The 23,587-nt window shown below is 43.5% G+C and carries 20 protein-coding genes, 2 tRNA genes and 1 pseudogene; 7 read left to right on the forward strand and 16 right to left on the reverse strand.

Translation table 11 applies throughout. The annotated features are described in order from the left end of the window. The first annotated feature begins 63 nt into the window (after nucleotides 1–63). Both K5L93_RS05080 and K5L93_RS05085 read left to right on the forward strand, forming a co-directional pair. Complete coding sequence (locus tag K5L93_RS05080) at nucleotides 64–972, forward strand: DMT family transporter (RefSeq protein ID WP_220718750.1); 909 nt, start codon at nucleotides 64–66, stop codon at nucleotides 970–972. 140 nt (nucleotides 973–1,112) lie between these two features. Then, complete coding sequence (locus K5L93_RS05085) at nucleotides 1,113–3,158, forward strand: methyl-accepting chemotaxis protein (RefSeq protein ID WP_220718751.1); 2,046 nt, start codon at nucleotides 1,113–1,115, stop codon at nucleotides 3,156–3,158. A gap of 88 nt (nucleotides 3,159–3,246) precedes the next feature. Here the strand turns inward: K5L93_RS05085 and K5L93_RS05090 are convergent, their stop codons facing one another. The 4 genes from K5L93_RS05090 to K5L93_RS05105 all read right to left on the reverse strand — a co-directional run bounded on the left by K5L93_RS05090 (nucleotide 3,247) and on the right by K5L93_RS05105 (nucleotide 8,051). Continuing rightward, nucleotides 3,247–4,353: a DUF1513 domain-containing protein gene (locus tag K5L93_RS05090; protein WP_220718752.1), complete on the reverse strand. Its 1,107-nt coding sequence runs from the start codon at nucleotides 4,351–4,353 to the stop codon at nucleotides 3,247–3,249. Beyond that, nucleotides 4,343–5,320: an imelysin family protein gene (locus tag K5L93_RS05095; RefSeq protein ID WP_220718753.1), complete on the reverse strand. Its 978-nt coding sequence runs from the start codon at nucleotides 5,318–5,320 to the stop codon at nucleotides 4,343–4,345. Before K5L93_RS05095 ends, K5L93_RS05090 begins: the two co-directional genes overlap by 11 nt. A gap of 9 nt (nucleotides 5,321–5,329) precedes the next feature. Then, nucleotides 5,330–6,733, reverse strand: coding sequence for a di-heme oxidoreductase family protein (locus K5L93_RS05100; protein WP_220718754.1), 1,404 nt, complete (start codon nucleotides 6,731–6,733; stop codon nucleotides 5,330–5,332). 76 nt (nucleotides 6,734–6,809) lie between these two features. Further along, nucleotides 6,810–8,051, reverse strand: coding sequence for an imelysin family protein (locus K5L93_RS05105; RefSeq protein ID WP_220718755.1), 1,242 nt, complete (start codon nucleotides 8,049–8,051; stop codon nucleotides 6,810–6,812). A 456-nt stretch (nucleotides 8,052–8,507) separates the two neighbouring features. Between K5L93_RS05105 and K5L93_RS05110 the strand changes: the two genes are divergently transcribed. After that, nucleotides 8,508–8,675 (forward strand): hypothetical protein, encoded by a 168-nt coding sequence (locus K5L93_RS05110; protein WP_016403909.1) that lies wholly within the window; start codon nucleotides 8,508–8,510, stop codon nucleotides 8,673–8,675. A gap of 124 nt (nucleotides 8,676–8,799) precedes the next feature. On the opposite strand, the gene K5L93_RS05115 is transcribed toward K5L93_RS05110, so the two are convergent. Both K5L93_RS05115 and K5L93_RS05120 read right to left on the reverse strand, forming a co-directional pair. Then, complete coding sequence (locus tag K5L93_RS05115; protein ID WP_220718756.1) at nucleotides 8,800–9,147, reverse strand: RidA family protein; 348 nt, start codon at nucleotides 9,145–9,147, stop codon at nucleotides 8,800–8,802. Between the two features lie 59 nt (nucleotides 9,148–9,206). Then, nucleotides 9,207–10,658 (reverse strand): FAD-dependent oxidoreductase, encoded by a 1,452-nt coding sequence (locus K5L93_RS05120; protein ID WP_220718757.1) that lies wholly within the window; start codon nucleotides 10,656–10,658, stop codon nucleotides 9,207–9,209. A gap of 1,049 nt (nucleotides 10,659–11,707) precedes the next feature. Between K5L93_RS05120 and K5L93_RS05125 the strand changes: the two genes are divergently transcribed. Genes K5L93_RS05125 through K5L93_RS05135 form a run of 3 tightly spaced genes read left to right on the forward strand, consistent with a single transcriptional unit; the run spans nucleotide 11,708 to nucleotide 13,844 of the window. Further along, nucleotides 11,708–11,926 carry a DUF1656 domain-containing protein gene (locus K5L93_RS05125; protein ID WP_220718758.1) on the forward strand — a complete coding sequence of 73 codons (219 nt, stop codon included), beginning with the start codon at nucleotides 11,708–11,710 and terminating at the stop codon, nucleotides 11,924–11,926. Nucleotides 11,927–11,943: 17 nt separating this feature from the next. Further along, nucleotides 11,944–12,819: an HlyD family secretion protein gene (locus K5L93_RS05130; protein ID WP_220718759.1), complete on the forward strand. Its 876-nt coding sequence runs from the start codon at nucleotides 11,944–11,946 to the stop codon at nucleotides 12,817–12,819. Then, nucleotides 12,819–13,844: an FUSC family protein gene (locus K5L93_RS05135; RefSeq protein WP_220718760.1), complete on the forward strand. Its 1,026-nt coding sequence runs from the start codon at nucleotides 12,819–12,821 to the stop codon at nucleotides 13,842–13,844. Before K5L93_RS05130 ends, K5L93_RS05135 begins: the two co-directional genes overlap by 1 nt. 298 nt (nucleotides 13,845–14,142) lie before the next feature. Here the strand turns inward: K5L93_RS05135 and K5L93_RS05140 are convergent, their stop codons facing one another. From K5L93_RS05140 to K5L93_RS05185, 9 genes and pseudogenes are all read right to left on the reverse strand, one after another. Next, nucleotides 14,143–14,793 carry a hypothetical protein gene (locus K5L93_RS05140; RefSeq protein WP_220718761.1) on the reverse strand — a complete coding sequence of 217 codons (651 nt, stop codon included), beginning with the start codon at nucleotides 14,791–14,793 and terminating at the stop codon, nucleotides 14,143–14,145. Between the two features lie 110 nt (nucleotides 14,794–14,903). Then, nucleotides 14,904–16,772 carry an aspartate:alanine exchanger family transporter gene (locus K5L93_RS05145; protein ID WP_220718762.1) on the reverse strand — a complete coding sequence of 623 codons (1,869 nt, stop codon included), beginning with the start codon at nucleotides 16,770–16,772 and terminating at the stop codon, nucleotides 14,904–14,906. Nucleotides 16,773–16,845: 73 nt separating this feature from the next. Next, complete coding sequence (gene gad / locus K5L93_RS05150) at nucleotides 16,846–18,219, reverse strand: glutamate decarboxylase (protein ID WP_220718763.1); 1,374 nt, start codon at nucleotides 18,217–18,219, stop codon at nucleotides 16,846–16,848. Between the two features lie 402 nt (nucleotides 18,220–18,621). After that, nucleotides 18,622–18,768, reverse strand: coding sequence for a hypothetical protein (locus K5L93_RS05155; RefSeq protein WP_220718764.1), 147 nt, complete (start codon nucleotides 18,766–18,768; stop codon nucleotides 18,622–18,624). A 435-nt stretch (nucleotides 18,769–19,203) separates the two neighbouring features. After that, nucleotides 19,204–19,487: pseudogene (locus K5L93_RS05165) on the reverse strand (Arm DNA-binding domain-containing protein). A gap of 161 nt (nucleotides 19,488–19,648) precedes the next feature. After that, nucleotides 19,649–19,724: transfer RNA gene (locus K5L93_RS05170), tRNA-Trp, on the reverse strand. A gap of 213 nt (nucleotides 19,725–19,937) precedes the next feature. Further along, complete coding sequence (locus tag K5L93_RS05175; RefSeq protein ID WP_220718767.1) at nucleotides 19,938–20,381, reverse strand: tellurite resistance TerB family protein; 444 nt, start codon at nucleotides 20,379–20,381, stop codon at nucleotides 19,938–19,940. Between the two features lie 122 nt (nucleotides 20,382–20,503). Then, nucleotides 20,504–20,579 (reverse strand) — tRNA-Thr (locus tag K5L93_RS05180). A 124-nt stretch (nucleotides 20,580–20,703) separates the two neighbouring features. Beyond that, nucleotides 20,704–21,519 carry a UDP-2,3-diacylglucosamine diphosphatase gene (locus K5L93_RS05185; RefSeq protein ID WP_220718768.1) on the reverse strand — a complete coding sequence of 272 codons (816 nt, stop codon included), beginning with the start codon at nucleotides 21,517–21,519 and terminating at the stop codon, nucleotides 20,704–20,706. A 288-nt stretch (nucleotides 21,520–21,807) separates the two neighbouring features. On the opposite strand from K5L93_RS05185, the gene K5L93_RS05190 reads away from it, so the two are divergent. After that, nucleotides 21,808–22,845, forward strand: coding sequence for a gluconeogenesis factor YvcK family protein (locus K5L93_RS05190; RefSeq protein WP_220718769.1), 1,038 nt, complete (start codon nucleotides 21,808–21,810; stop codon nucleotides 22,843–22,845). Here the strand turns inward: K5L93_RS05190 and K5L93_RS05195 are convergent. Beyond that, nucleotides 22,826–23,320, reverse strand: a complete 495-nt coding sequence (locus tag K5L93_RS05195) for a hypothetical protein (RefSeq protein ID WP_220718770.1) — start codon at nucleotides 23,318–23,320, stop codon at nucleotides 22,826–22,828. The genes K5L93_RS05190 and K5L93_RS05195 overlap by 20 nt on opposite strands. Nucleotides 23,321–23,587: the final 267 nt, after the last annotated feature.

A 23,587-nucleotide genomic window follows, 5' to 3' on the forward strand; every position in this document is an offset into this window, starting at 1 on the left:
TGAAATACTTCCTAGCGACCACCTGAGACACTACGCTTTTAGTGACACCAGCAGGAGGCTGTAATGATAGGCTTTATTTATTTCGCAACCGTGTTTATATGGGGCACCACTTGGTTAGCCATTGCCTATCAAATTGGCGACGTGCCGATTGCCAACTCTATCATGTACCGCTTTGCCCTTGCCTCCTTGGTATTAGTGCTGTTTCTGCTTATTACTAAGCGCTTACAAAAGCTTAGCTTAAAACAACATGGCAGCTGCTTATTGCTAGGTTTATGTTTGTTTAGCTGTAACTTTATGTTGTTTTACCATGCCGCCCAGTACATCCCAAGTGGGCTAATTTCTATCGTATTCTCCATCGCAACCATTATGAATATGGGCAATAGCTGGCTGTTTCACGGTCAAAGACCCAGCATGCGTTTAATCAGTGGAGGCATATTGGGAATAAGCGGCATTATTCTGTTGTTTTACCCCGATATCAGCCATAGCGAAACCGCCAGCCAACAGTTGCTTGGTCTAGTAATGGCGCTAGCAGGGACCTACTGTTTCTCGCTGGGTAACATGCTTTCGGCCAAACAACAAAAACAAGGTTTATCGGTACTCTCTGTTAACGCTTATGGCATGGCTTATGGCGCAGCACTGCTATTAGTTTGGAGCTTATTAAGTGGCCTAGAGTTTGGTTTTAGCACCGAGCCTCTGTACTTAGGTAGTTTGATATATCTGGCGATAATTGGCTCGGTTTTAGGCTTTAGCTTTTATTTGGTATTAGTCGGGAAATTAGGCCCGCAAAAAGCCGCCTATGCCACAGTGCTTTTTCCGGTAGTAGCGCTAGGTTTATCAACCGTTTTCGAAGGCTATCAATGGACATTAGTAAGCTTAAGCGGCGTAGCAATAGTGTTACTTGGCAATTTGCTGGTATTTACCAAAGCCAGCCCATGGCAAAAGTTGCGCTTAAAGCTCGCTAAAGTTGAATGAAAGAACAACATTTTTGAGCATCCCTGCACTTCAGTAAGATGCAAATGTGAGCATTAGCAAAATACACCAATAGTAATATTAATTATCACTTACAAGTTGTTCTATACTGAGTAAGTTATTAATTTGCAAGGATAGCGTTCATGCTCAAATCTATATCGATTCGTAAAAAACTGTTTGTTCTTCCTTTACTGCTAGCAGCAGCAATGATGGGTGAAGTAATCCTTGTGACAAGCTCTTTACAACAGAATCACGATGACGCACAAATTGTCAATATTGCTGGTCGCCAACGCATGCTAACTAAGAAGTTCTCGGCAGAAGAACTTTATCGAAGCAAGCTCCAAGACCAGCAATTCCCGGCAATTCTCAATGCAGATAAAACCGTAAAGCTTTACGAAGCGTCATTGAATGCTTTAATAAACGGCGGCCAAACCTACGCCGACTTAGGCCTTAAAAAAACCATCAACTTACCACAGCCTAGTTATCAACCATTTGTTGAACAGCTCCGCCAAGTTGAACAATTATGGAAGCAGCAACTTAGCGCCGCTGCCAAGCTAGAAGCCGATCCTTCTGGTGCCAATGCCAATGCCTTTTTAGAAATTAACCACAAAAGCATGGCAGCCATGAACAAAGCGGTGCTCATCTATGCCGACTATGCCGAGCTTAAGCTAAATACCCTAGTAAACAACAGTATTGGCCTCGCAGTAATCATGGTATTGCTAGCCTCATTAGCGGCATGGTTGGTGATAAGAGATACCACTCAACCGATTAACTTACTGGTGGCAATTAGCCGTAAAATTAGCCGTGGTGACTTAAGATCGTCGTCCGAACTGACCGAAATTATCAGCAAAAACGAAATAGGCATGCTCGCTCACCACATTGAGTTAATGCGTGAATCGCTACAAGAAGCATTAAATGAGATTCAGCAGGCCGCTAGCAGCATTAGCTTGTCGTCAAACCAAGTATCGGAATTGTCCAGTCAAATTAGCTCGGCAAACCGCAATGAGCAACAACGCTTTAGTAACATGTATGAAAACTCACAAACCCTCGAACAATCTACAGAACGTCTGAGCGAGATAGCTGCAGAAACCCTCACCATGGTGACTCAATGTAACCAGCTATCAACTAACGCTTCGAAGCTGGTCAGTGAAAACATCACCATGATGACCACCACCTCAGAAGAAACAGTAAAAGCCAGCAGCTTTATTCAAGACCTAAGCAACACTGCTGAACAGGTATATGGCATTGTTGATGCTATTCGCGCCATTTCCGAGCAAACCAACCTATTGGCCTTAAATGCTGCCATTGAAGCAGCCCGCGCCGGCGAACAAGGCCGCGGCTTTGCAGTAGTGGCCGACGAAGTACGTAGCCTTGCAGCCCGGACGGGGAGCTCAACTAATGAAATAGCCAAGCTAATTACCCAACTTACCGAAGGTGTGCAGCAGGTAGTAAACAGCATGGGAGAGGTAACAGAAAAGGTTGAACAAAGCCGCGAAACCTCAAAGCAAACCGAGCAAGGCATTTTGCAAGTTACCGATAAAATTCAATTGGTGGCGCAAGCGCAACAGAGCATTGATGAGCAAGTTGACAGACAAAATCAACAACTAGATATTTTGAAGGAAACCCAAGAGGAGCTGCAGAAAATCATCGAAGAAAGCCACAATAAGTCAGAGACCTCATCACTGGTTGCGGGACAATTGGCGAAAGTGTCGAGTAATGTCACCGACCTATTACAACGCTTTTCTATCGAGGCCTCACTCAAAGCCGAAACCAAGGATGAGGGCTGTAAACGCCATCACCCGCGCGTGCCAACCGGCCTGCATTTTTCGCTAAGCCAAGGCCGACTTCAAGCACAAGGGCTAACCAAAGATATTAGTATGGGTGGCGTAAAACTTATGGTGCCGGGCAGTATGCAGCTAAACAGTAAGCAAGCAATTGTGCTTAACTTGGCTTATCTGCACAAAGGTAGTAACAAGCAGTTTGATATCGCTGGTCAAATAATTGATGAAACCAAGGATGAAACAGGTAAAACCCAGCTACACCTCCGCTTTGAACAGCCCACCCCCCAACAACACAAAGCTTTGGAAGAGATTTTTGAGGAGCACGGTTTACAAAGCAGCTTTAATGGTAAAACAACACAAAAACCCTATTTAGACCCGCATACCAATGCGGTGCAATATAGCTCATAGCAAGGTTCTCATAGCTAAGAGCTAGAAACAAAAAGCCAAGCCTTACTGTAAATAGTAATGGGCTTGGCTTTTTCACATCTTAGGGAGTCTACAGCGCTAAAACACTTAAGTGGTTATCCCACTGCCAAGCGGTTTGTTGGCGCTGCAGTTTATTGCTTGGCTGAATAAGCTGGCCTTGTCCGGTTGAGGCGAACCACGAATGTTGACTAGCAGCTAAGCCGCACACATCGTCAATTTGCATGAGTTGCTCAAGCTCTCGGCTTTGTTCTGACCATACAGCCAACTTAGCACCGCGTGGAGAACTGGCGATAAGCTTGCCATTGCTGCTTACTATGCTGCCAATATATTGGTTAAACAAAGCCCAGTAATCGGCATCAGCATCCAGCGCTTGGCATTGCTGATTGCCTTTGTGGGAGTATATGAGCGACGCAACTTCTTGCTCAGGGTTTTGTCCTTGGCAAGCTAACCACAGGGTATCGCTGGCTTTAGAATAACTGAGATGGCGAATACTTAACTGCGGGTTGTTGAGTTCTCGGCGTTGCAGCAGTTTTCCGCTTCGGCTATCCAAATACAATAGAGCTGGCTGCATGCTATCGAGATTAAGTTTTTCTCGCCCTCGAGTATGAATGCCACCCACCGCAACCACCAAACGCTGCTGCGGCAATACCAGCAATTGATGAGGCCCCAAGCCTCCCAGTGGCCATTGTTCGCTTAACTGCCACTGAGTTCCCAGTTTACCGAAGACCAGCACGACGCCTTCGCTAGTGGCACTAATTCCAGCTGTAACATAAAGCTGTGTGGCATCTTCCGAAAAAACCGCATGCCCAAAAAAGTGCATACCTTGTGGCGGTGAAAGCTGTTGAATCACCTCACCAGACTCTGGCGAAAACAACATAATGTATTTGCCCGGTCGGCGAGCTACACAAGCGGCTAGAGCCTGCTTAGGTTTAGCTAATGCAACATAGTGCCCCCGAGCAGGCAAAGCTAACTGGTAACGCAGTTCGCCTTGTATATTCATGGCTGCGACATAGTGTTTATTTGCTTGCGTGGCACAAGCAATCAGCAAACTTTGCGGGCTTAGGTCGGGCTCATTGCTTAAGCCTTTTGCTAAGGCGGGTAAGCTTAAGCAACTAGCCGAAGCCCCAAAACCCAGCAGCTGAAATAGCACCTGTCGGCGAGTAAACTTAGTCGCCATCGTTATTGTTAAAGCCTAATTCTATAGAAAGCGCCTGTGGAATTTGCTTAGCAAACAAGCTATCCAGCTTGGCTAAGTGAGGTTCGGCTTGCTGCCAAACGGCAAGTTCGACTTTTTCATCACTGGGCTCTTGGCCTGGCATAAGTGGTATTAAAGCACTAAATTGCTCACTCACCTGTTTTGCTAACTTACTGTCATTGCTGGCCACGAACGGCGCTAAATCCTGCTGGTAACGCGTTTGCAACAGGCTTAACTGCTCGGCTAATAACTCAGCGCTAATGTTAGCTCGCCATGCCTCGCCTTGGTATGGGCGCAAGCGTTGGTGCTTGGCTGAATACATCGCGCGAAACTTTCGCAGCATAGTACTAGTTTGTAAGCGGTAGCTATTTAGCACATCACTACGCAGCTGCTCTACTTTCAGCTTTTCCAATTTAGCGCTTTGTAGGCCACTACTCACTTGCTCAGTTGCACTCACATAACGGTTCACCACACCCGGCAATAATGAACAGCGTTGTTGGTCACTTAAGGTCTCAAACAGTAAATACTCTTGAACCCGCAGGTTACTGTGGGTATTGCTTAAGGGCATAGGCGCATTAGATAAAGCCGCCTTTACCTTACGCCCAGTGGTATCTTTTTTATCAGGCCAATAGCTAATCGCCCAATTAAGCTTAAGGTCAACCAAAGGACCAAGGGCGCTAGACTGCAACGGCAAATAGGCCAAATAGTTTTGCTTCCATAGCAATTGGCTAGTTAACAGAGCCTCTGGGCTAGGATGGGCACAGTAGCTCTCGATGTGCTGCTGGTAACTGCGCGCTTGTTCAAGTAGCTGCGCGCTAACCTTAGCAATTGACTGCTTTTCTTGCTCAAGCCATTGCTGCTGAGAGGTATTGGCGCTGGCATTAGCACAACTTAAGCCCAATACTCCCAGCAAGCCCATGGTTAGGCCTCGCAAAAACGGCTTCTTCATACTTCGTCCTTACAATGAATTCACAAAAGCCACTAGCGCTTCGCGCTGCGACTGATTCAAGTTAGCAAAGGCTTGTTTTGCGGCTTCGGCTTCACCGCCATGCCATACAATCGCTTCGGTAACATTACGCGCACGCCCATCATGTAATAATTGGCTGTGGCCATTTACCGTTTCGCTAAGCCCTACGCCCCATAGTGGAGGGGTGCGCCATTGCTGGCCGCTAGCCAAATACTCGCCACGACCATCGGCCAAGTCTGGCCCCATATCGTGCAACAGCATATCGGTATACGGGTAAATAAGCTGCTCACTTAATGCCGGTAATTGTTCACGTTTTGCAGTAGTAAAACTGCGTTTGTGGCAACTGTCACAGTTAACTTGGCTAAACAGTTTATCACCTAATGCAACTTGTTCAGCATCCATTACGCGGCGCTTGGGCACCGCCAAATGCTGGGTATAAAACTCAACAAAACCAAGCAGTTTATCACTGACTTCCGAACCATCGGGGTCGACTCCGGAGGTCGCGTTTAAGCAATCCTGTTGCGAAGCAGTACAGTGATCTTTAGTGAACATTAAACTGGTAATGCCAATGTCGCCGTTAAATGCGGCAGCGTTTTGCTGCATCAAGCTAGGTTGTCCTGCCTTCCAACCAAAGCGGCCCAAATTAAAGGCTTGTAGCTGAGAGTCCCACACTTGGTTAGCCACACCACGAATACCGTCGTTATTGCTATCCTCAGGATCAGCATTGGCTAGAATGTCTTCGGCACTAATGCTTTCAAGTAAACCTAAGCCTATCATCGGTGAAGCAATACGCGGAGAAAACATCGTATTGGGGTGCATCTCGCCATAGCCTAACTGGTCAACAATCAACTGTGGTTGGCGTAATACAATACTGCTGCCGTCGGCAAACTTAAAAGGCTTATCAGTATAGGCAAAGCGAACCCGCGCTTCTGCGGCAACACCGGGTATGGCTTGGTCTTGAATTTGCCCGCCATAAGTAGGCTCTGGCACTACGCCGTTTTGAGCTTCTAGGGCTTTTTGCTCCTCTGTTTCTGCAGGAATACTAATCCGCACCAACATCGATACAGCATTACTCGCTCCAACCGGTGCAGGGTGGCCTCGACCATCTTTAATGTGGCAGTTTTGACAACCATTGGTATTAAACAAAGGACCTAAGCCATCTCGGGCGATAGTGGTAGCTGGAGCTACAACCCAAGGGTTACGGAAGAAACTGTTACCAGTACTAAAGTTAAGCCGACCTTCAAAACCTAAGTTCGCAGCCGGCATAGAAAACGCGTTGGCATCAATTTGGGTCGTTGTGGTATCGCCACCTGGCTTTTTAGGGTTAGCTAACACCGCCGAACAAAACACAGCAGCTACAGTAATTATTATTGTTTTTGTTGAATTAAATTTCACTCTCACTCTCTCCATAGAATGGAACATCAGAAAGCACAAAAGGGAGCCTAAGCTCCCTTAAACAAACAAGCTCTAATTAGAACTGGTGATCGGCAGTATCTGGGTTTAAGTTGTCGATGCCTAATACTTTGGCGCTGGCTTCAATGGCGCGGGTTTGTTCAACCAAAGCTAGTATGGTTCCATTAATTAGTGCGTGACCATCGCTATTGCTAGCAGCAATTAGTTGGTCGAAGAATACGCCTTGTTGCTCGGCACTCACCACCAATTTGGCTGTTTCTGCCATAGCTTGTTCAAACATCTTCTTGTTGTTCTTTGCAACACTGGCATCTTTTTGGGCAACTAACTCAGCCAAGCTAGGACCAGTTAAGGTAGAACCGTCTAAACGCTCAAAGCTACCAAAGTAAACATTGCTAATACCTTGGTTATTGTAGAAGTGAGAGTTATGAGTATTGTCACTGAAACAATCGTGCTCATCTTCAGTAGAGTTAGCTTCTAGCGCCACTTTCATACGCTCGCCTGCAAGCTCGCCTAAAGACAAGCTGCCCATGCCAAACATCATACGGCGTAGCGCTTGTTCACTTGGTTCTGCCACTAGCTGCTGCTGGTATTCGCCACCTTTAGCCCATTGCTTGCTCATCCAAGCCAAGTCATCAACTAATAGCTGAGTTACAGCGCTTAAATATGCAGCGCGGCGCTCACAGTTCCCATTAGTACAGGCATCGCCTTTAGCAAAATCGGTGTAAGCACGTTCGCCTGCACCTGCTTTGGTGCCATGAAGATCTTGGCCCCACAATAAAAATTCTACTGCGTGGTAGCCAGTAGCAACGTTTGCTTCTGAGCCCGCTAACTCATTTAATGAAGCTAATAATTCTGGGGTAATGTTTCTTAAATCAACCTTATCTTCACCTACTTGCAGGCTAGTGTTGGCAACAATATTTGCCGTAGCGCCAGGGTTACCAAGCTCGTATTGGTAATCGGCGGCAACGTAATCGATTAAGCCTTCATCTAAAGGCCAAGCATTAAGCTGCCCTTCCCAGTCGTCGACAATTGGGTTACCAAAACGAAATACTTCACTTTGCTGGTAATACACGCGAGCCACTTTCCAAGCGTCTTTCGCTGCTAATAAGCTTTTTTCTGAAGGCGCTTCAATAAGCTGCTGCGTTGCTTGCTGTAGCTGTAAAGCACTAGCGTGTGAATCACTAAATACCGCATGAGCTAACTCTGCATAATGCTCTACGACTTGATCTTGTTTTACATCTGCAAACGATGCGTTTGCCAACAATACTGTTGAACCTACTACTACTTTAAATAAGCGCATTGCCACCCCTTCCAAAACACACATGATAATTATTCTCATTATCTTTATCATTTATAATAAGTAAACAAAAATATGTCATTTTGTAAAAATTAGTAAAAAGTAGCGCCATTTAACAAAGCACAAAATCACCATATTGATGTAATTAAGTTGTCATATAATTCTCGTTAAATACCCGCGCATGAGAAATTCAGCATCTGGTGAGTAGGAAAGGTTGCCAAGCCTTTATGAACTATTTGGCAACATTTCCCGTTCTAATGATTTATACCAATTACACTAAGTAAGTGTTCAGGAATAACGCAGGGAAAATACTCGAGAATAAGACAGGATTTTTCGATAAGTAGTTATTCTACAATCAAAAATTCTAACGCAGTTATCGAGTATTTTAACCAGATAGAATGAACAGTTTTTAGTACGTTTGGTATTAGTTCACACACTTAAATGAGGGTAAAAAAGAGTATGAGCACGCTTAATGGAAAGCAGTTTTGGAAAGCATTACGCAAAAAAGGCATCCCACCTTCGGTATTTGCGATGAAAGCCAATTGTTCGTTAAACAGTGTCTATAACTTGAAAGAGCGCAACCAAATCCCAGAAAAATTTGCGCTGGTACTAGATAGAATAAATTAAGACATTCTGGCGAGTTAATCAGTACCCAGATTAACTCGCTTACTAAAATTATTTCGACAGCTATGCCCGTAACAGGCTCACTTCTTTAGGCTCAGCCTTGTTCTCAAAGCTAACTTACCACTGATTAAACGGCCGCAGTGACCGACATCTCAACCAGTATCTCTTCTCGCGCCATATGGGCTTGCACACATGCTCGTGCTGGCGGAGTAACATCGGCTATCCAAGCGTCCCACACTTTATTCATTTCGGCAAAATCATCCATGGTGCGCACGTAAATAGTCACGCTTAGTAACTTCGACTTATCGGAGCCAACCGTTGCCAACAGCTCTTCTACTTTTTCTATAGTGGTACGGGTTTGTTCGGCTATCCCTTGGCTGGTGTCTTTAGCCACTTGGCCACATAAATAAACGGTTTTGTTATGTACCACTGCGCGACTCATTCGCGCTTTGCTCTCGAAATGTTGAATAGACATGTTTGCTCCTCATAAAAAAGGCTAGCACCGCTAGCCTTCACATTATTAAATCATAGCGCTTAACGCGCCAAAGACAGTGGATAGTTACGTTGTTCTGCTAACTGTTCCGCTAATGTTAACACCTGTTGATAGGCTAAACCCTGAGTACTCTGTAAGGTATTAAGATCACCGCAAGCGGCAGGGCTAAGTAGGCCTAGCTCTCGTATGTTTTCAATAATTTGCTCGGCAGCACTTAAGGCCGAAGAGAACTTTACAATCTCGGTACGCGCATAGTGGGCCTTATCGAAGGAAACGCTAGCTGCGCGTAAACTTGGGTCACTACCCGGTATTTGCTGGGCGCCAAATAAAGGGCGACCAGCTACCTTGGCATTGCTAAAGCTTGGTAAGTAGCGCGACATATGTTTTACCGCCTCGGCAGTGCGCTGTTCTACTTCTTCAGCTTGCCAACCTTGGGTTAATTTACGACTTAAGCTTGCATCTAGCTCTGGTTGGGCACTGCTTTCGCTGGAGCTAACCAAGCCACCTTTAAACAAGGTTACGGTGTCGGTCATACCATGTAGCTGAAACAAGCCATCTGGATAGGGGGTTAGCTGCGCCATACCATTGGGCGTACCGCGCTCTCCATGAACAATAAGCTCTGGCCAGCGCCCTTGTGGATTTGGCCAAGTGGCCAAATACGCTGCTTTAAACTCAACCATTCGGCTACGGCTTAGCTTGGCCATATCGTCAATACTGCCACTGCGATATCCACAAGCGTTAATGAGGTAATCCACCTCTATGCTATGGCTACCTTGCGGGCTACTGTAATCCACCCGCCAACGCGGTGTAGCACCTGGTAGTAACTCTATGTGCGTCACTTTAGAGTGAGTAAACACTTGGCAGTTGGGCAAGCGCTCACTGGCTAACTTAACCGTGGCGGCAATACGCAACAGGCTTAAGCCGTATTCCTGCACCTGTACAAAGGGAAACTTAAAGGCCGATAAATCTAAGTTTTTGGCAACCGGTATCATCCATTCGTCTGGACTTTGTGGCTGAGCCACTAACTCTTGCTCGGCCAGTGCTTCTAATTGTTCGCGGCTGTAAAGGCGATAATAATCTTCAGCTGGGCCTAGTTTTTGATTGGCAGGGTCTTGTTCAATAAGTGCAGCGTAATGGGCTTGCACCTTGCGTAAACGGGGGAGTAATGCTTCGGGCTCGCCTGGGTCATTTAGTGGCACACTAATAACCGTAGGTCGCTGGTTAACAGCATGCGGAAATACCCGTAAGGTATGAATAGATTGCTCAAGTAGCTTTAAACATTGCTCATCGGAGATTTCTCGATACAGGTTACCACCGGCATGTAAATGACAAGCTGGCGGCCCGTTCACTAAACTAGGTCCAGCTTCAAACAGGCTAACCTTGGCGCCAAGCTCAGCCAGCTTGAGGGCTGCTGCGCTGCCGGCAATTCCACCACCTACTACGGCGACTTGAGGCGAAACAGAAGAGGTCGCCGTCACTGGGTGCATTTGCATCACTAAAATTTCATCCGCTAAAGAAAAAAACTATAACGTGAATATTCTAACTGTCGATCAGTAACAATGAAATACTATTCGACCAACACTAGGAAGCTAAGCTACAGATTAATCGAGAAAAGAGGCTAACATAGCCGATATTGTAAAGAAGCCTTAAGTCGATTGGCGTAAGCCCCCAAGCAACTCCGAATCGCTTGTCAATACACCACAATAATAACGCCAACTCTTAAGCACAAGGTTAATAGCAAAGCTAAATTCTTAGATTGGCGTTAGAAAACCAGCATAACTTCTGACTAACTTAACTCAATAAACTAATCTTTAGCGATAAGCAAAATTCGAAATAAATGGATGGCTAAGCGATTCAAACCTCAATATTCTGAACCCTAACACTGGTAGTGACTAGGCTAAATTGGCGCTAAAAACAACATGCATTACCAAGGTTTTTAGCCTCATTAATATACCCTGATTGGTATAACAGCAGCATTGCTCCGCTAGAGCCATTTCTACTCACAGTAAAGTAAATGAACACACATTTAAGCATCACCATCTTGCCTATGTGATATTGTGCTTAAACGGTATGATTAACTTATGACTATGCTAAAGGTCTAAGTTTATTAAGTTACAAGACCGAAGAAGGCATTAACAACAGAAATTAGCTTCAGTCTTCTAGCTAACAGCCATACCCTCTCGGTACAGGGTAACAATAATATCGGTATATCTTTGATTTATTAAAAGGTTAGCTAATATTTAAAGATTTAGTTGCAGATTGAAAATGTAAAGCCTCCACATTGATTTGCACCACTCAAGGCTTTATTATTTTAGTGCTAGGAAGCAGTATTATCATGGGTAGCATTGGATATTTTTGTTGCAATTTTGACAATACCTACTGTTCGTTTTTTTCCAAGGTAATAAGTCAATTAATGGCTTTTTCTGTGTTTCACGATATGCTGTTTAAACAACAGGGTTTACACTTGCTGAATACCATTTAACGATGTTTATTCTTAAAAAATGATTTTACTCTGAAAAATATGCAGGGCAAGGAGATAAGTGTGTTTGAAGGCTTTGTTCCAAAAGAGTTAGTGATAGGGGAAATTTACTTCCCCCCTTTACTGGTAGCCACCGGTTTTGGCTATTTGGCTGCAAGTTTATCTATGAGCGGCATCATGCGCATGGGATGGCATCGACATCTCTATGCACCAACAATTGTCGAGTTATCATTACTACTTATCTATACAGTATTGATTAGTACTTACATTTTTCCTGGGTAAAGCTTTAAGGCATCACAATGAAAACCAAACTATTAACTTTACTGCTAGTGGTGATTGCAGCCACGCTAGTAACCTTAAAATATCAACACTACGTTACCCAGCCGTGGACTCGTGATGGACAAGTACGAGCAAATATCATTGAAGTAACCCCTAGGGTTACTGGGCCGGTAATAGCTATCCACGTTACAGATAATCAAAGAGTTAATGCTGGAGATCTATTATTTGAAATTGACGATCGAGTATACCTCAGTGCTAAACACCAAGCTCAAGCTGCTTTAGCCCAAGCTGAAGCCGTAATGTCCAGAGCTAAAAATGAATTAACAAGGATGAGTTCACTGGAAAAACGTACTCCTGGCTCGGTACCCGTTATCACACTCAATAACCTTAATAACGATGTAGAATCTGCTAAAGCTAATTTGGAAGCTGCTGAAGCAGGTTTAGACAATGCAGAGTTAAATTTAGCGTTTACCAAAGTGTATGCAAGTAAAGATGGTTATATCACCAACTTTAACATCTCCGTGGGAGCACAGGTCGTGGCAAATCAACCTGTTGTGGCCCTAATAGACGAGGATAGCTTCTGGGTGGAAGGATTTTTCAAAGAAACTGATATTCACTCAATGCAAACGGGAGATACCGCAACAATTACTTTAATGAGTTATCCAGACCACCCATTTGAAGGAAAAATCACCAGCATTGGTTATGGCATAGCGCAAAGCGATGGAAGTACCGGCACCAAAATGCTACCCAATGTTAACCCCAATTTCGAATGGATACGGTTAGCTCAACGATTACCCGTAAAAATAGCGGTAACCTCCTTACCAGAAAATATTCAATTACGTGTGGGCACCACTGCCTCAATAATGATAACCAAGCAAGCGACGAGCGCTAACTAATGACAGACGCAACTAAACTGGCCATTAAGGTAGCGTTAAGCCTAGCTCTAACGATATTTTTAGCCTTGAGTTTTGGCTGGGATAAACCTTATTGGGCAGGGGCGGTTGTAGTAATTATGGCAACCACAGAAAGCTATGGATACGCAAAACAAAAGGCGAGCCACAGACTAGTAGGTACCCTTGTAGGGGCAGTGTTAGCTGCAGTGCTAATCACTAACTTTGGCCAACAACGAGAATTGTTTTTTTTGGTTATAACCACGCTTGGTGCTTTTGCTGCATACATGTCGGCTAATTCAGCTTATGGATACGCTTATAAAGTGGCCTTTATGGTTGCCATGATAGTCTGTTTAGCGGGAGGCCTAAGTGAATTATATAGTTTTCAACTAGGCATCCTTAGATTACAAGAAAACCTGCTAGGCGTAGTATGTTTTTCAGCTGTATTTAGTCTATTGTGGCCAGAGTCTAGCCTTACTCGTTTAAAAACTAAGGCTAAAATAGCGAAAGAAAAAGAAGCGTTCAAAAATGTTAAAGAAGGTCAGCTGCGCGCAATTAAGTTCTTTTGCTTTACCTCTGTATGCTGGGCGTTGTGGATATATTTGCCTATTCCCGGCAGCTTTATGTTTCCTATGTTGGCTGCTTCGCTAGGCATTAGCTTAGTGGAATTTAACTCGGCAGTGTTCAACAAGCTGCTTGTGGTACTGTATTTTTGGGCTGTAGTTATTTTGCTGCAGTACGTTTTTCTTTTACCAATGTTGGAATCGGGTTGGCAGTTAGCAGCTTTTTACTTTGTAAACTGTTTCGTTATATGGCGAGTATTCCACAAGCCCGAGCAGCTGGTAATGCGTTTGATGGGCGGGCAGTTTTTGGTGCTACTAACGATGAATGCTCAACACCTTCGCCCAGTATACGATATTAACTCTTCGCTACAAATGCTGATGCACTTAAGTGTACTGATAGTTGTTATGAAAATAGTAATACAAATAATAGAATCGTTGATAACAAGCAATAGCGTCGAAAACCAATGATGCTATGTAACGAATAAGCCTTTAGGCTAGCCTTTCTTGTTTCTCGATGTATTGAATGAGATACCTAACAATACGCGTAGACAGAAGTTATAGCTAATAGATGTGCAACGCCTTGTTTTACAAGACTAATAAAACCCTCTCATCGTCGCCTTGATACTCACTGTAACCTAAAGTTTTGGGTAGCCTCCTAATTAAGCAGCGTCAAATGCCGTTGCCGCTGCTTGCGTTTGCAAACCGCTGTTTAGATTACTCAGTTATGTTGGCAGGACAGCTTTATTACAAACAATACAATAGAGCGTTACCACACAACGGGTTGAATAAACTCGTATAAAAATTTAATAGGAGAAAAAGTGATACCTACAGTATTTATCACTTCGAATAAGTAAACTTGATAGTTTATCCAAAAAACCATTATTAATAATAAGACGTAAACCACCAATAAAATTACGTTAATACGCTGATGAAACGGCGAACGAATTAAAGTAACCGCGGGGCCTAAATAGATCGCCGAAAACCATGCCAGTGAGCCGAGAATCATAATTGATTTTCGAAACATTGCTATTGGCAACTCTTGCGCAGGCCACTGCTTCGCAACTAGCAAAAACTCTTGACTAAGAGGAGAAAAGAACCCGGTTACCGTATTGGCTAAGCCCAGATACATTAACAGATCCCCTACGATGAATGACCAATGGTCACAGGTTCCTGCCTCGTCGATTGCTGAAGAGCTTATAAAAGCAACCAAGGATAACAACGAGAAGGCTAATGCCATAAACAGAGCCATATCAGCACGAAAATGTATTGCATGATCAAGGCCAGGTACTGGCATTCCACCAGCCATTTTAGCTAAGTCAGATATTTGAAACGACACTATAGCAATATTAAAACCAACAACCGTTAAGCGAGCACGCATCACATTGATAGCGATACGTATACGGGGAGTATCAGTCACTATTGCTCTCCAAAAACAAAATATTCATCATTTAAAAAAGCCTTAGCAAGAATAATCAATTCAGCTAAGGCTTAAGTTGAAACATTAGTGTCCAGCTTTAGACTTGGATACTAAGAGAATACCATTGCCATGTACCCCAAGATGAGTACCACAGCTGAGGTTAAAGCATACGGAACCGGGTAGGCTACGGCCGCTATACCACTTTGCGATAGATCCTGAATACCATTAAGCGCGGGGGTGCTATTTCTGCCACCAGCACAAGCACCGGCCAACACAACAGGATTCATTTTTCTAAAGTAATAACCGTAAATCCAAGCTAAGAAAGGTGGGATTAAAGCTCCCATTAAGCCGAGTACAGCTATCCATATCACTACAGTGCCTTGGAATGAGGACATAATCTTAGGTCCAACTCCAGCAGCCAATACAGCAACAAATAGGCTTAAGCCGATATCATTAAGAAATGCGCGAGCGCCTTCACTAGTTGGTCCGCCAAAATCAGGGTTTCGTGTACGTAACCAAGAAACCAAAATTCCCATTAACATACACCCAGCAGAAGTACCTAAGGCAAATGGTATACCGCCAATTTCAACACTGGCGTGGCCTATTACAAAACCTATAAACAACGCAAATGACATAAATGATACTTCTGTGTAGGCACTTTCAATAATAGGCACACCTTTTAAGGCTTTGGCAGCCTGAGCCACACACCAAGCCGGGCCAGCCAAGCGCAAAACATCACCCTTTTCTACTACGGTTTTAGGCATGTGCGGTATAGCTACACCAGCTCTAAACATTGATTTTAAGTGGATCCCAAAACCAATTTCAGCGCCAAGTTCTTCTAATGTTTTGCCTGCGAACTCACTTTTGCCAACATGAATGTCAGCAACTTCTAGGTCAATCATTCGTGCACGCGGCTCAGATACCTCTTTACCAACTTTATCTTTACCGCTAAGAAGGAGTGCATAGTCTCCCATCACCCCAACAATATCACCAAGTTGAAGAGTTGGATTTTCCTGCGCATCTATAACCTCATCGCCACGAACAACTTTCACAATCGCAGCATGCGGATTCATTTTAAACAGTTGCTCTACGGTTTTCCCCTCTAACTCTTTCTGTTCAACTAAAAAAGAGCGAATTTGCTTATCGGTGAAACCAAGAATGGACGCGCCCGCAGTACCCGGCAAAGCACCTCCATCTTCACCGCCGCTAAACTCTTGTTCGGCTTTTTGGGCTTCAACCACAGCATCCTTACCAAACATTTTAGGTAAGTATTTGATAAGTAAAATAATAAATATAGAAGACAATACATAACTGATAGCATAACCTGCTGCCATGTTTGCTCCTACCATGTCTGTGGTCACCCCATCAGGAAGTTTAAATGCACCGCTAGATACTGCCGACTGAGCAACGCCCATAACCGCAGTCACCGTGTAACTACCTGAAATGATCCCCGCAGCATATCCCGGCCCTAAATCAAGCACCTTAACGCCAAAGAATACAATTAAGAAATTAGAGAAAACTACAATTAAACCGATAACCACAAAGTCTAGGCCACCTCGAGCTAAACCTGAGAAAAATTGTGGCCCTACACGCATGCCCAGCGCATACATAAAGAGCATCAAGAAAATGTCTTCTACTAGGCCAGGAATGTTATAAGTAATGCCATAAAGCGAACTAGACGCTAAGGCTATAAGAATGCCCGTTACCAAGGTGCCAGCAGTTGCCCCTAACGAGATCCCCCCAACGGTTATACGGCCAATTGGATAACCGATAGCCAATGTTAGAAACAGATAAGCAAAAGGGTTTTGCGCAAGATAATTTAAAGCCCAAGCAATACCACTATAGGATTCGGGCTCTGTAGTTGCACCAAAAGCGTTTCCGACAGCTAGAGTTGCAAGACAACACATCCCAAATAAAAAACTAATCATATGTTTGGGTAAGTTAGTAATATACCCCGTATTCTTCCTAAATCTATTCATGATTCCATCCTAGATTGACCAAAAGAAGAAGCAACAAAGTTACTTCTTCTTCAATATTAAAAGTGATTAGTGATTAACACTTACCAGATGAAGTTTTATGAGGGTCATGTAATTCAGGAGGAGTTGCATTACCGCCATGCTCTTCCAAATATTCACAAGCCATTTCTATGTCTCGAGCTAGAATTTCAGCTGAATCTCGATTTAGATGAGGTCTAACCACAATACGTAAACTATTTACAGATTGTGCGTTAGCGGGCATAGAATAAGCTGATAATATCCACCCACGTTCACGAACCTTGTTAGAGATATCAAACTCATTATATTTAGTAATTGAATCTTCAAGAGTCAAAGCAACTACAGGAATACGTTGAGTCTCATTCATTACCTTAAACTTGCCCGTGGCGATTAAACGGTCTCTCAAGTATTCGGCATTTTCTACGGTTTGTTTCATTATTCGCGTGTAACCGGCTTTACCAAGGCGCAAGAAGTTATAATACTGAGCCAGAACGGTTGCAGAGCTTTTACTAAAGTTAAGCGTAGCTGTAGCAGCTTCTCCACCGAGGTAGTTAACGTAGAAAACTAAGTCTTCATTAAACACCGCACGCTCGCGGAAAATAACCCAGCCAAGACCAGGAGGCACTAAACCAAACTTATGACCAGAGGCGTTGATAGATTGAACGCGAGGTAAGCGGAAATCCCATTTGTAATCTGGGTAAAGGAAAGGATTAACAAAACCTCCAGAGGCCCCATCAATATGCATTGGAATTGAAATGCCTGTTTTTTCTTCGTAAGCATCTAACCAATCATGAATAGCTTGAAAATCGTCATCCTCACCGGTAAACGTTTGCCCTGCAATAGCCACAACACAAATTGTGTTTTCATCTACATACTCATCTAGTTGATCGGCTGTTAAGCGGTATTGACCCGGTTCTAACGGAACAATGCGAGGCTCTACATCAAAATATTTTAGGAATTTTTTCCAAACAATTTGTACGTTCCCGCCAGTTACCATGTTTGGTTTAGTGGCATCTTTACCCGCTTTTTCACGAGCTTGGCGCCAATTCCATTTATGCGCAAGACCAGCCAGCATACACGCTTCAGAAGAACCAATGGTTGCTGCACCATAAGGTTCTACATCAGAAGGACCATTCCATAAACCGTGTAACCATTTTACACATTTAGCTTCTGTGGCTTTGGTATGAGGGTACATGTCAGGGTCAGCAAAATTTCTAAATGAGCCATCTTTAAATATTTCTACAGCTTCTGGCTCCATAAACGTGGTCACAAATGAAGACAGATTGAGCATCGGGTTAGCGTCTGTCCAACATTCACTTTTCACTAGAGCAGCAGCGGCTCGAGCCGCCATTCCTTGTTCAGGAAAATCTTCAGGTAACTCAATATTAAACTGTTCGTAAGGACTTAAATTCTCGTGTTTATCGTGCGACATGTAACTCTCCTTGTCGGTCAAAAACAGTAAGCAAGCACCAGCGAGTCTGGCGAAAAACCTACAGACCGGTTTGTTGATAAGTAAGATATTGCTGTATTACTGTTGTACTTGTTGCCGACTTTGTCAAGCTTAGATGGTGTTAATTTTTTATGTAAACAAAGTGTTTAACCGTATGTTTTATGTGTATTTTATAGTTAAATGCCGCTTATTAGATGTGAATCAATTGTAAACTCGGCAGCAATCATTTTTGCTCCACTTAGGTTTAAACCAACTTGCTCTTATGCTTGCGCTTTTGCACTCTTGGTAACGCTGCTTTAATTCGCTAGTATTGCTTATGTTTGTTGCTTAACCTTGTTGAACCTTGTTGAACCTTGTGTAACGATTACACTTCTCGGTTCCCTGCTAACAATTGCCCGCAGATAGCGATACCAGCGTAGCATCGAGGCTGCAATTACCCACTGCAAATATCGACAAAAATGAGTTAAGCGCAAACAAACTGTTTACACTTAAACGTAAGTTACACCAAGGTTTGCGGTTGGTCTCACCCATTGCACCACCCAAGTAATTGTTAAGAGTAATGCTATGGCCTAACAATATGGTAGCGATTAGAAAGCATTCTCCTCTTCTTGCAACACTCTCAAAGGTAACAGCGTTGGTTTACTAAGTTGCAGTGAAAAGCCTCGGCTTTCCACAATATCAAGGAGATTTATGCTGGATGAACGATAGTAACTGAGAATACTAATTATCACTTGCAACCAACACTAGTGATCTTTGCACCAATTGAATGAAACGAAACGATACTTAAACAAATACAAGCATAGCGACTTTGTATCAATACCTTTACAACGAAAAGTACTTTTTTATTGATCAACAATTCTACCAAATTAGGCAGTGGTTTATTTCTAACGGTAGGCCTGTCACCAAGGGAACGGTGCAAGGCAATAGCGCTAAATGACTTGCAGGTATTAGCATTTAGCTGCCGGTTCAACTCACGCTTTGGGCGATGGGATCAAGGCTATCTGCCAAAATTTCCTTTTGTTGAAGTGATTTTTTACGAGCGTCTGCAAGACTCACAGCTGGATACTGACCAAGTGATATTTTTGGCCGTGTTTTTTTATTGGGTGCACGTAGTTAAGACACCAAGCTTTAGCGCCATTTGGCCATACACGTAAAAACAACCCTCCGCCATCGCTAAGATTGTTTTCCTTATGTTTTGCTTTAGCTTGCGCAACTTGCGTGGCAGACAACGGAACTACTTTTCGAGGCATTTTAGTAACCCCTCGCAGATGTATGACTATAGGGTTACATCAGGGCTTACATAAAATAAAAAGTTTTACTGGATGCAATAAGGCGTCTTTGGACAACGATTTGAAATTTGCTTTATTTTCTAATGCTAAAAGACGTTATGGGATATTACGAGAAAGGAAATTGGCAGGGGCGGAGAGATTCGAACTCCCAACATTCGGATTTGGAATCCGACGTTCTGCCATTGGAACTACGCCCCTGCAACCGAAGCGAATTATACATAAGCCAGTTTAAAGGTAAAGGGTTTATCGTGTGGTTTTGTTTAAGCGTACAAAGAACCAACAAATTGTCGATAAAAACCGCTACAGCGGCGAAAATTCGCACACAAATAAGCGAGTTTTGAAAACTGTCCTCTCTACCTCTCTACCTTTCCATGAATGTCACAGCTATTATCTGAAATCGGGCTTAAGCAGTTAAATAGAAGGCTGAGCCGACATTTTGGCTTTTAAAAAGTCACTATGGCTAAGGTAGATTAGATCAGACACTTGGCGAATAAGCGCCTCTTCTTGTGGGTCGATAACGCCATCTGCATAGGCAACCTTCCACAGCGCTTCGGTAAATTGGTAACGAAGCTGATAATCTAACTCTTTTACGTAACGAGTAAAATCAAACACTGAGATAGCTTGATTGGCTTGTGTTTGCGCCTGCAAAAATAAGCGTTCTGCTTCGTTATCATCCAGATCGAAAAGCCGTTTTATTTTTCGAAGTATTACCGCATTCTCGGCGTTACTTTGCTGGTTATCACTCTGGCTTAATTGCACTAGTAAAGTAGTTGCTGCCAGTTCTACGTTGGGTAGCTCAGAATTGCCAGCTCCCTCCACCGTAGCCTGTAAGAATTCTTTTAGGGCTTTAAGCATGCGCCTTCCTCTATACTTTTTCTGGAAAAGCAGCATAAACCAGCCTAAGCAAAATGCCAAATAGCTAAAACGAAAGCGCTAGAAATGAAAAAGCCCCGTCATAAGACGAGGCTTTAAAAGGATGGTGCCGATTGCCGGAGTCGAACTGGCGACCTACTGATTACAAGTCAGTTGCTCTACCAACTGAGCTAAATCGGCACACTGTTGGTACTGCTGATACGCTGTATCGAGCGAGCGCTATTAAACGGATTTTCACGCTGCTTGTCAACGGCCAGAGTGAAAAAATTTTCAATCCTCGCACAACTGCTAATTTAATGAGCAATTAAGCTACTTTTTCAGCACTTAGCACTTGAGGCTCAGCAAGATTAATCGATTCTAGCTCCACCGAAGTTTTTAAACGGTCATCCCAGCGGCGTAATTGCAGCCGACCATCCATGGTTTCACACAATAAGGTACAGTTTTCAATCCAATCTCCATCGTTAGCATATACAACACCCTGCAACTTACTCAACTCTGGATGATGAATGTGGCCACATATCACCACATCCACACCTTGGCGGACGGCCTCATTTACAACGGCTTGACGATAACGAGCAATGGCTTCACTAGCCTTGGCAATTTTAGATTTGACATAACCCGCCAACGACCAATAGGGATAACCCAATGCATGGCGAATTTTGCTGGTAGAGCGATTAAGAAATAGCAAAAAGTCGTATAGGTGATCGCCCAACTTGGCATAAAAGCGTCCAAAACAGACTTCTTCGTCAAACTGGTCACCATGGATAATTAATATTTGTTTGCCAGTAATGCTGGTATAGCGATACTGTGTGCTAATTGTCACATCGGCGAGATCAATGCCGTGATAAGCCTTGAACAGTTGGTCGTGATTGCCCGGAATATATACCAACTCGCAACCTGATTTAGCCAAACGCATAAAATACTGTAATACTTGATTATGAGACTCCGGCCAATATACACGCCGCTTTAAGGCCCATACATCTACAATGTCTCCTACTAAAAAAATGCGCTTAGCTTTAGTTTGTTTTAACAACTGCAGTAGCATTTCGGCCTTACAATCTTTACATCCCAGGTGGATATCAGAAAGCCATAGGCTTTGATAGAACTGTTTAGTTGTCATCACTTACGCCACATCATCCCTGTTATGGCTAATCTAAAAGGCATATTTGACTAAAAAGTGACGCTTTGATGTCAAGACCATGACAGAAGTATCGTTGCTAAACAAAGAAGCTTTGTTTAGTGTACTAAACTCAATTAGGCTAAGGGAATATGTATAGTCCCAACTAAGATTTGCAACTGCATGAAGTTCGATACTAACGGGCTTGTGTTCGACTTTTTTGCATAAATCGAACACAAGCCCAAGAGCCTAAAATCCATGTTGGAATGCCCAATCATCTCGGAGTAGATAGTGAGACCTAATTCCCCACAACAGCCATTATCAATTGCTACCATTGGTGGTGGAAGCGGCCACTTTGTTTTGTTATCCGCTCTTAGAGATGCCGATCAATTAGCCATTAGCGCTATTGTTTCTATGACCGATAGCGGCGGCAGCACGGGCAGGTTGCGTGATGAACTAGGCATATTGCCACCAGGCGATATCCTGAAGTGTGTATTGGCCCTGTCGCCCTACCGGGAGCTTGCCCGTAAGCTTTTACTAAAGCGCTTTACTAAAGGTAAACGCCTGTCTGGGCATAGCGCAGGTAACATGCTGCTTACCATGCTCTCCCAATACAGTGGTTCTTTTTCCGAGGGCATCCAAGGCTTAGCACAAATGCTTGATGTTGAAGGCGAAATTTTGCCGGTCACCATTGATAAGTCCACCCTAGTTGCAGAACTTACTAGCGGTGAGCGTATTTTTGGAGAGAGCGCTATTGATCTTCCTCGTGGTGACCAACGAGAAAAAATAGCCAACGTTTTTTTGGTACCGCACCATGCAGAACAGGTTAGGGTTTACCCTCCGGTGATCGAACGTATCAATACCGTAGAAGCTATCATATTAGGTCCTGGCGACCTATTTACCAGTATTATTCCTAATCTGTTAGTTCCAGGTGTAAAAGAAGCAATAATAAATAGCAAAGCTAAACTAGTCTATGTAAGCAACATTATGACGAAGTTTGGTGAAACAGATGGCTACAACCTAGAGCATTTCATTTCTGATTTAGAACACTATCTAGGTCGCCCTTTAGACGCCATCGTGGTTAATAACCACATACCTAATGACGAAATGATTGCCAGCTACAACTTAGAACGTGCGCAAGTGGTAGAAGTAGACGACCTAGAAGCTTTAGATAAAAACTATCAGTTAATTTATGCAGATTTAATTGATGAAGACAGCGATATTGTACGCCACGACTCAGAAAAACTTGCCAACGCCATACTACCTTACCTTAACAGCTTAAATAGCCAAGCGCTGTCATTAGTAGCGGTTAACGGAGCTGAGGGATAATATTCACACCACCCGCTAAAGCTGAGTCGGGCACTCTGCGCATCAAACTGTCAAGCTGCGTGAAAACGGGACGTAGTGAAGGATCATACTTATCCTGCCAACTCCATTGCCAAACCTCATCCCCTTGCGTCCAACGAATCAGCTTTTCTGAACTGCGTTCACCAGAATACGGAGAAGCCAGTTGCTTGGGTACCTGTTGTAGTAGCGCATAAATATCAGAACAAACCAACATCGACAACTGCTGCACCGCTTCGATAGCGTTAAGCTGCTCATGATAGGTTTGACGAATAGAATAATGTAGATTCTCACAATCTACGTTTACTGTAGTAATTCCATCAGGACGATGAAACTTAAAGCTCAATTGGTATGAGGGAGCGGCTTTGTCAAACAAGGCTACCCAAGTAGTTGCCCCACTCACAAGCACAATTACTGCACCTAGAACAATACTTCCGAAATAGCGTGATTTTTTCGCCATAGCTTACCCACTCATTCCATGTGTCTATGATTAACCAGCAAAACATAGAAAGCACTTTATTTAGCCACTAATTTTTTTCTACTATATAAAGGTAGGGCAGATTTAAAAGCTTGCAAAGCCTTTTTTTGACAAATAACTCAATTTAGTACACTGTCTCATTGTGGATAAAATTAATTAGTTCAGTGAAAAGAGTTGCTTAGTAAAAAGCACCAGTTTGGAGCTAGAATATTCGTACGAGAAAAAGCAAAAAAAACTTTTTTATACTGA

The sequence above is a fragment of the Agarivorans litoreus genome, from assembly GCF_019649015.1.
GTDB lineage: Bacteria > Pseudomonadota > Gammaproteobacteria > Enterobacterales > Celerinatantimonadaceae > Agarivorans > Agarivorans litoreus.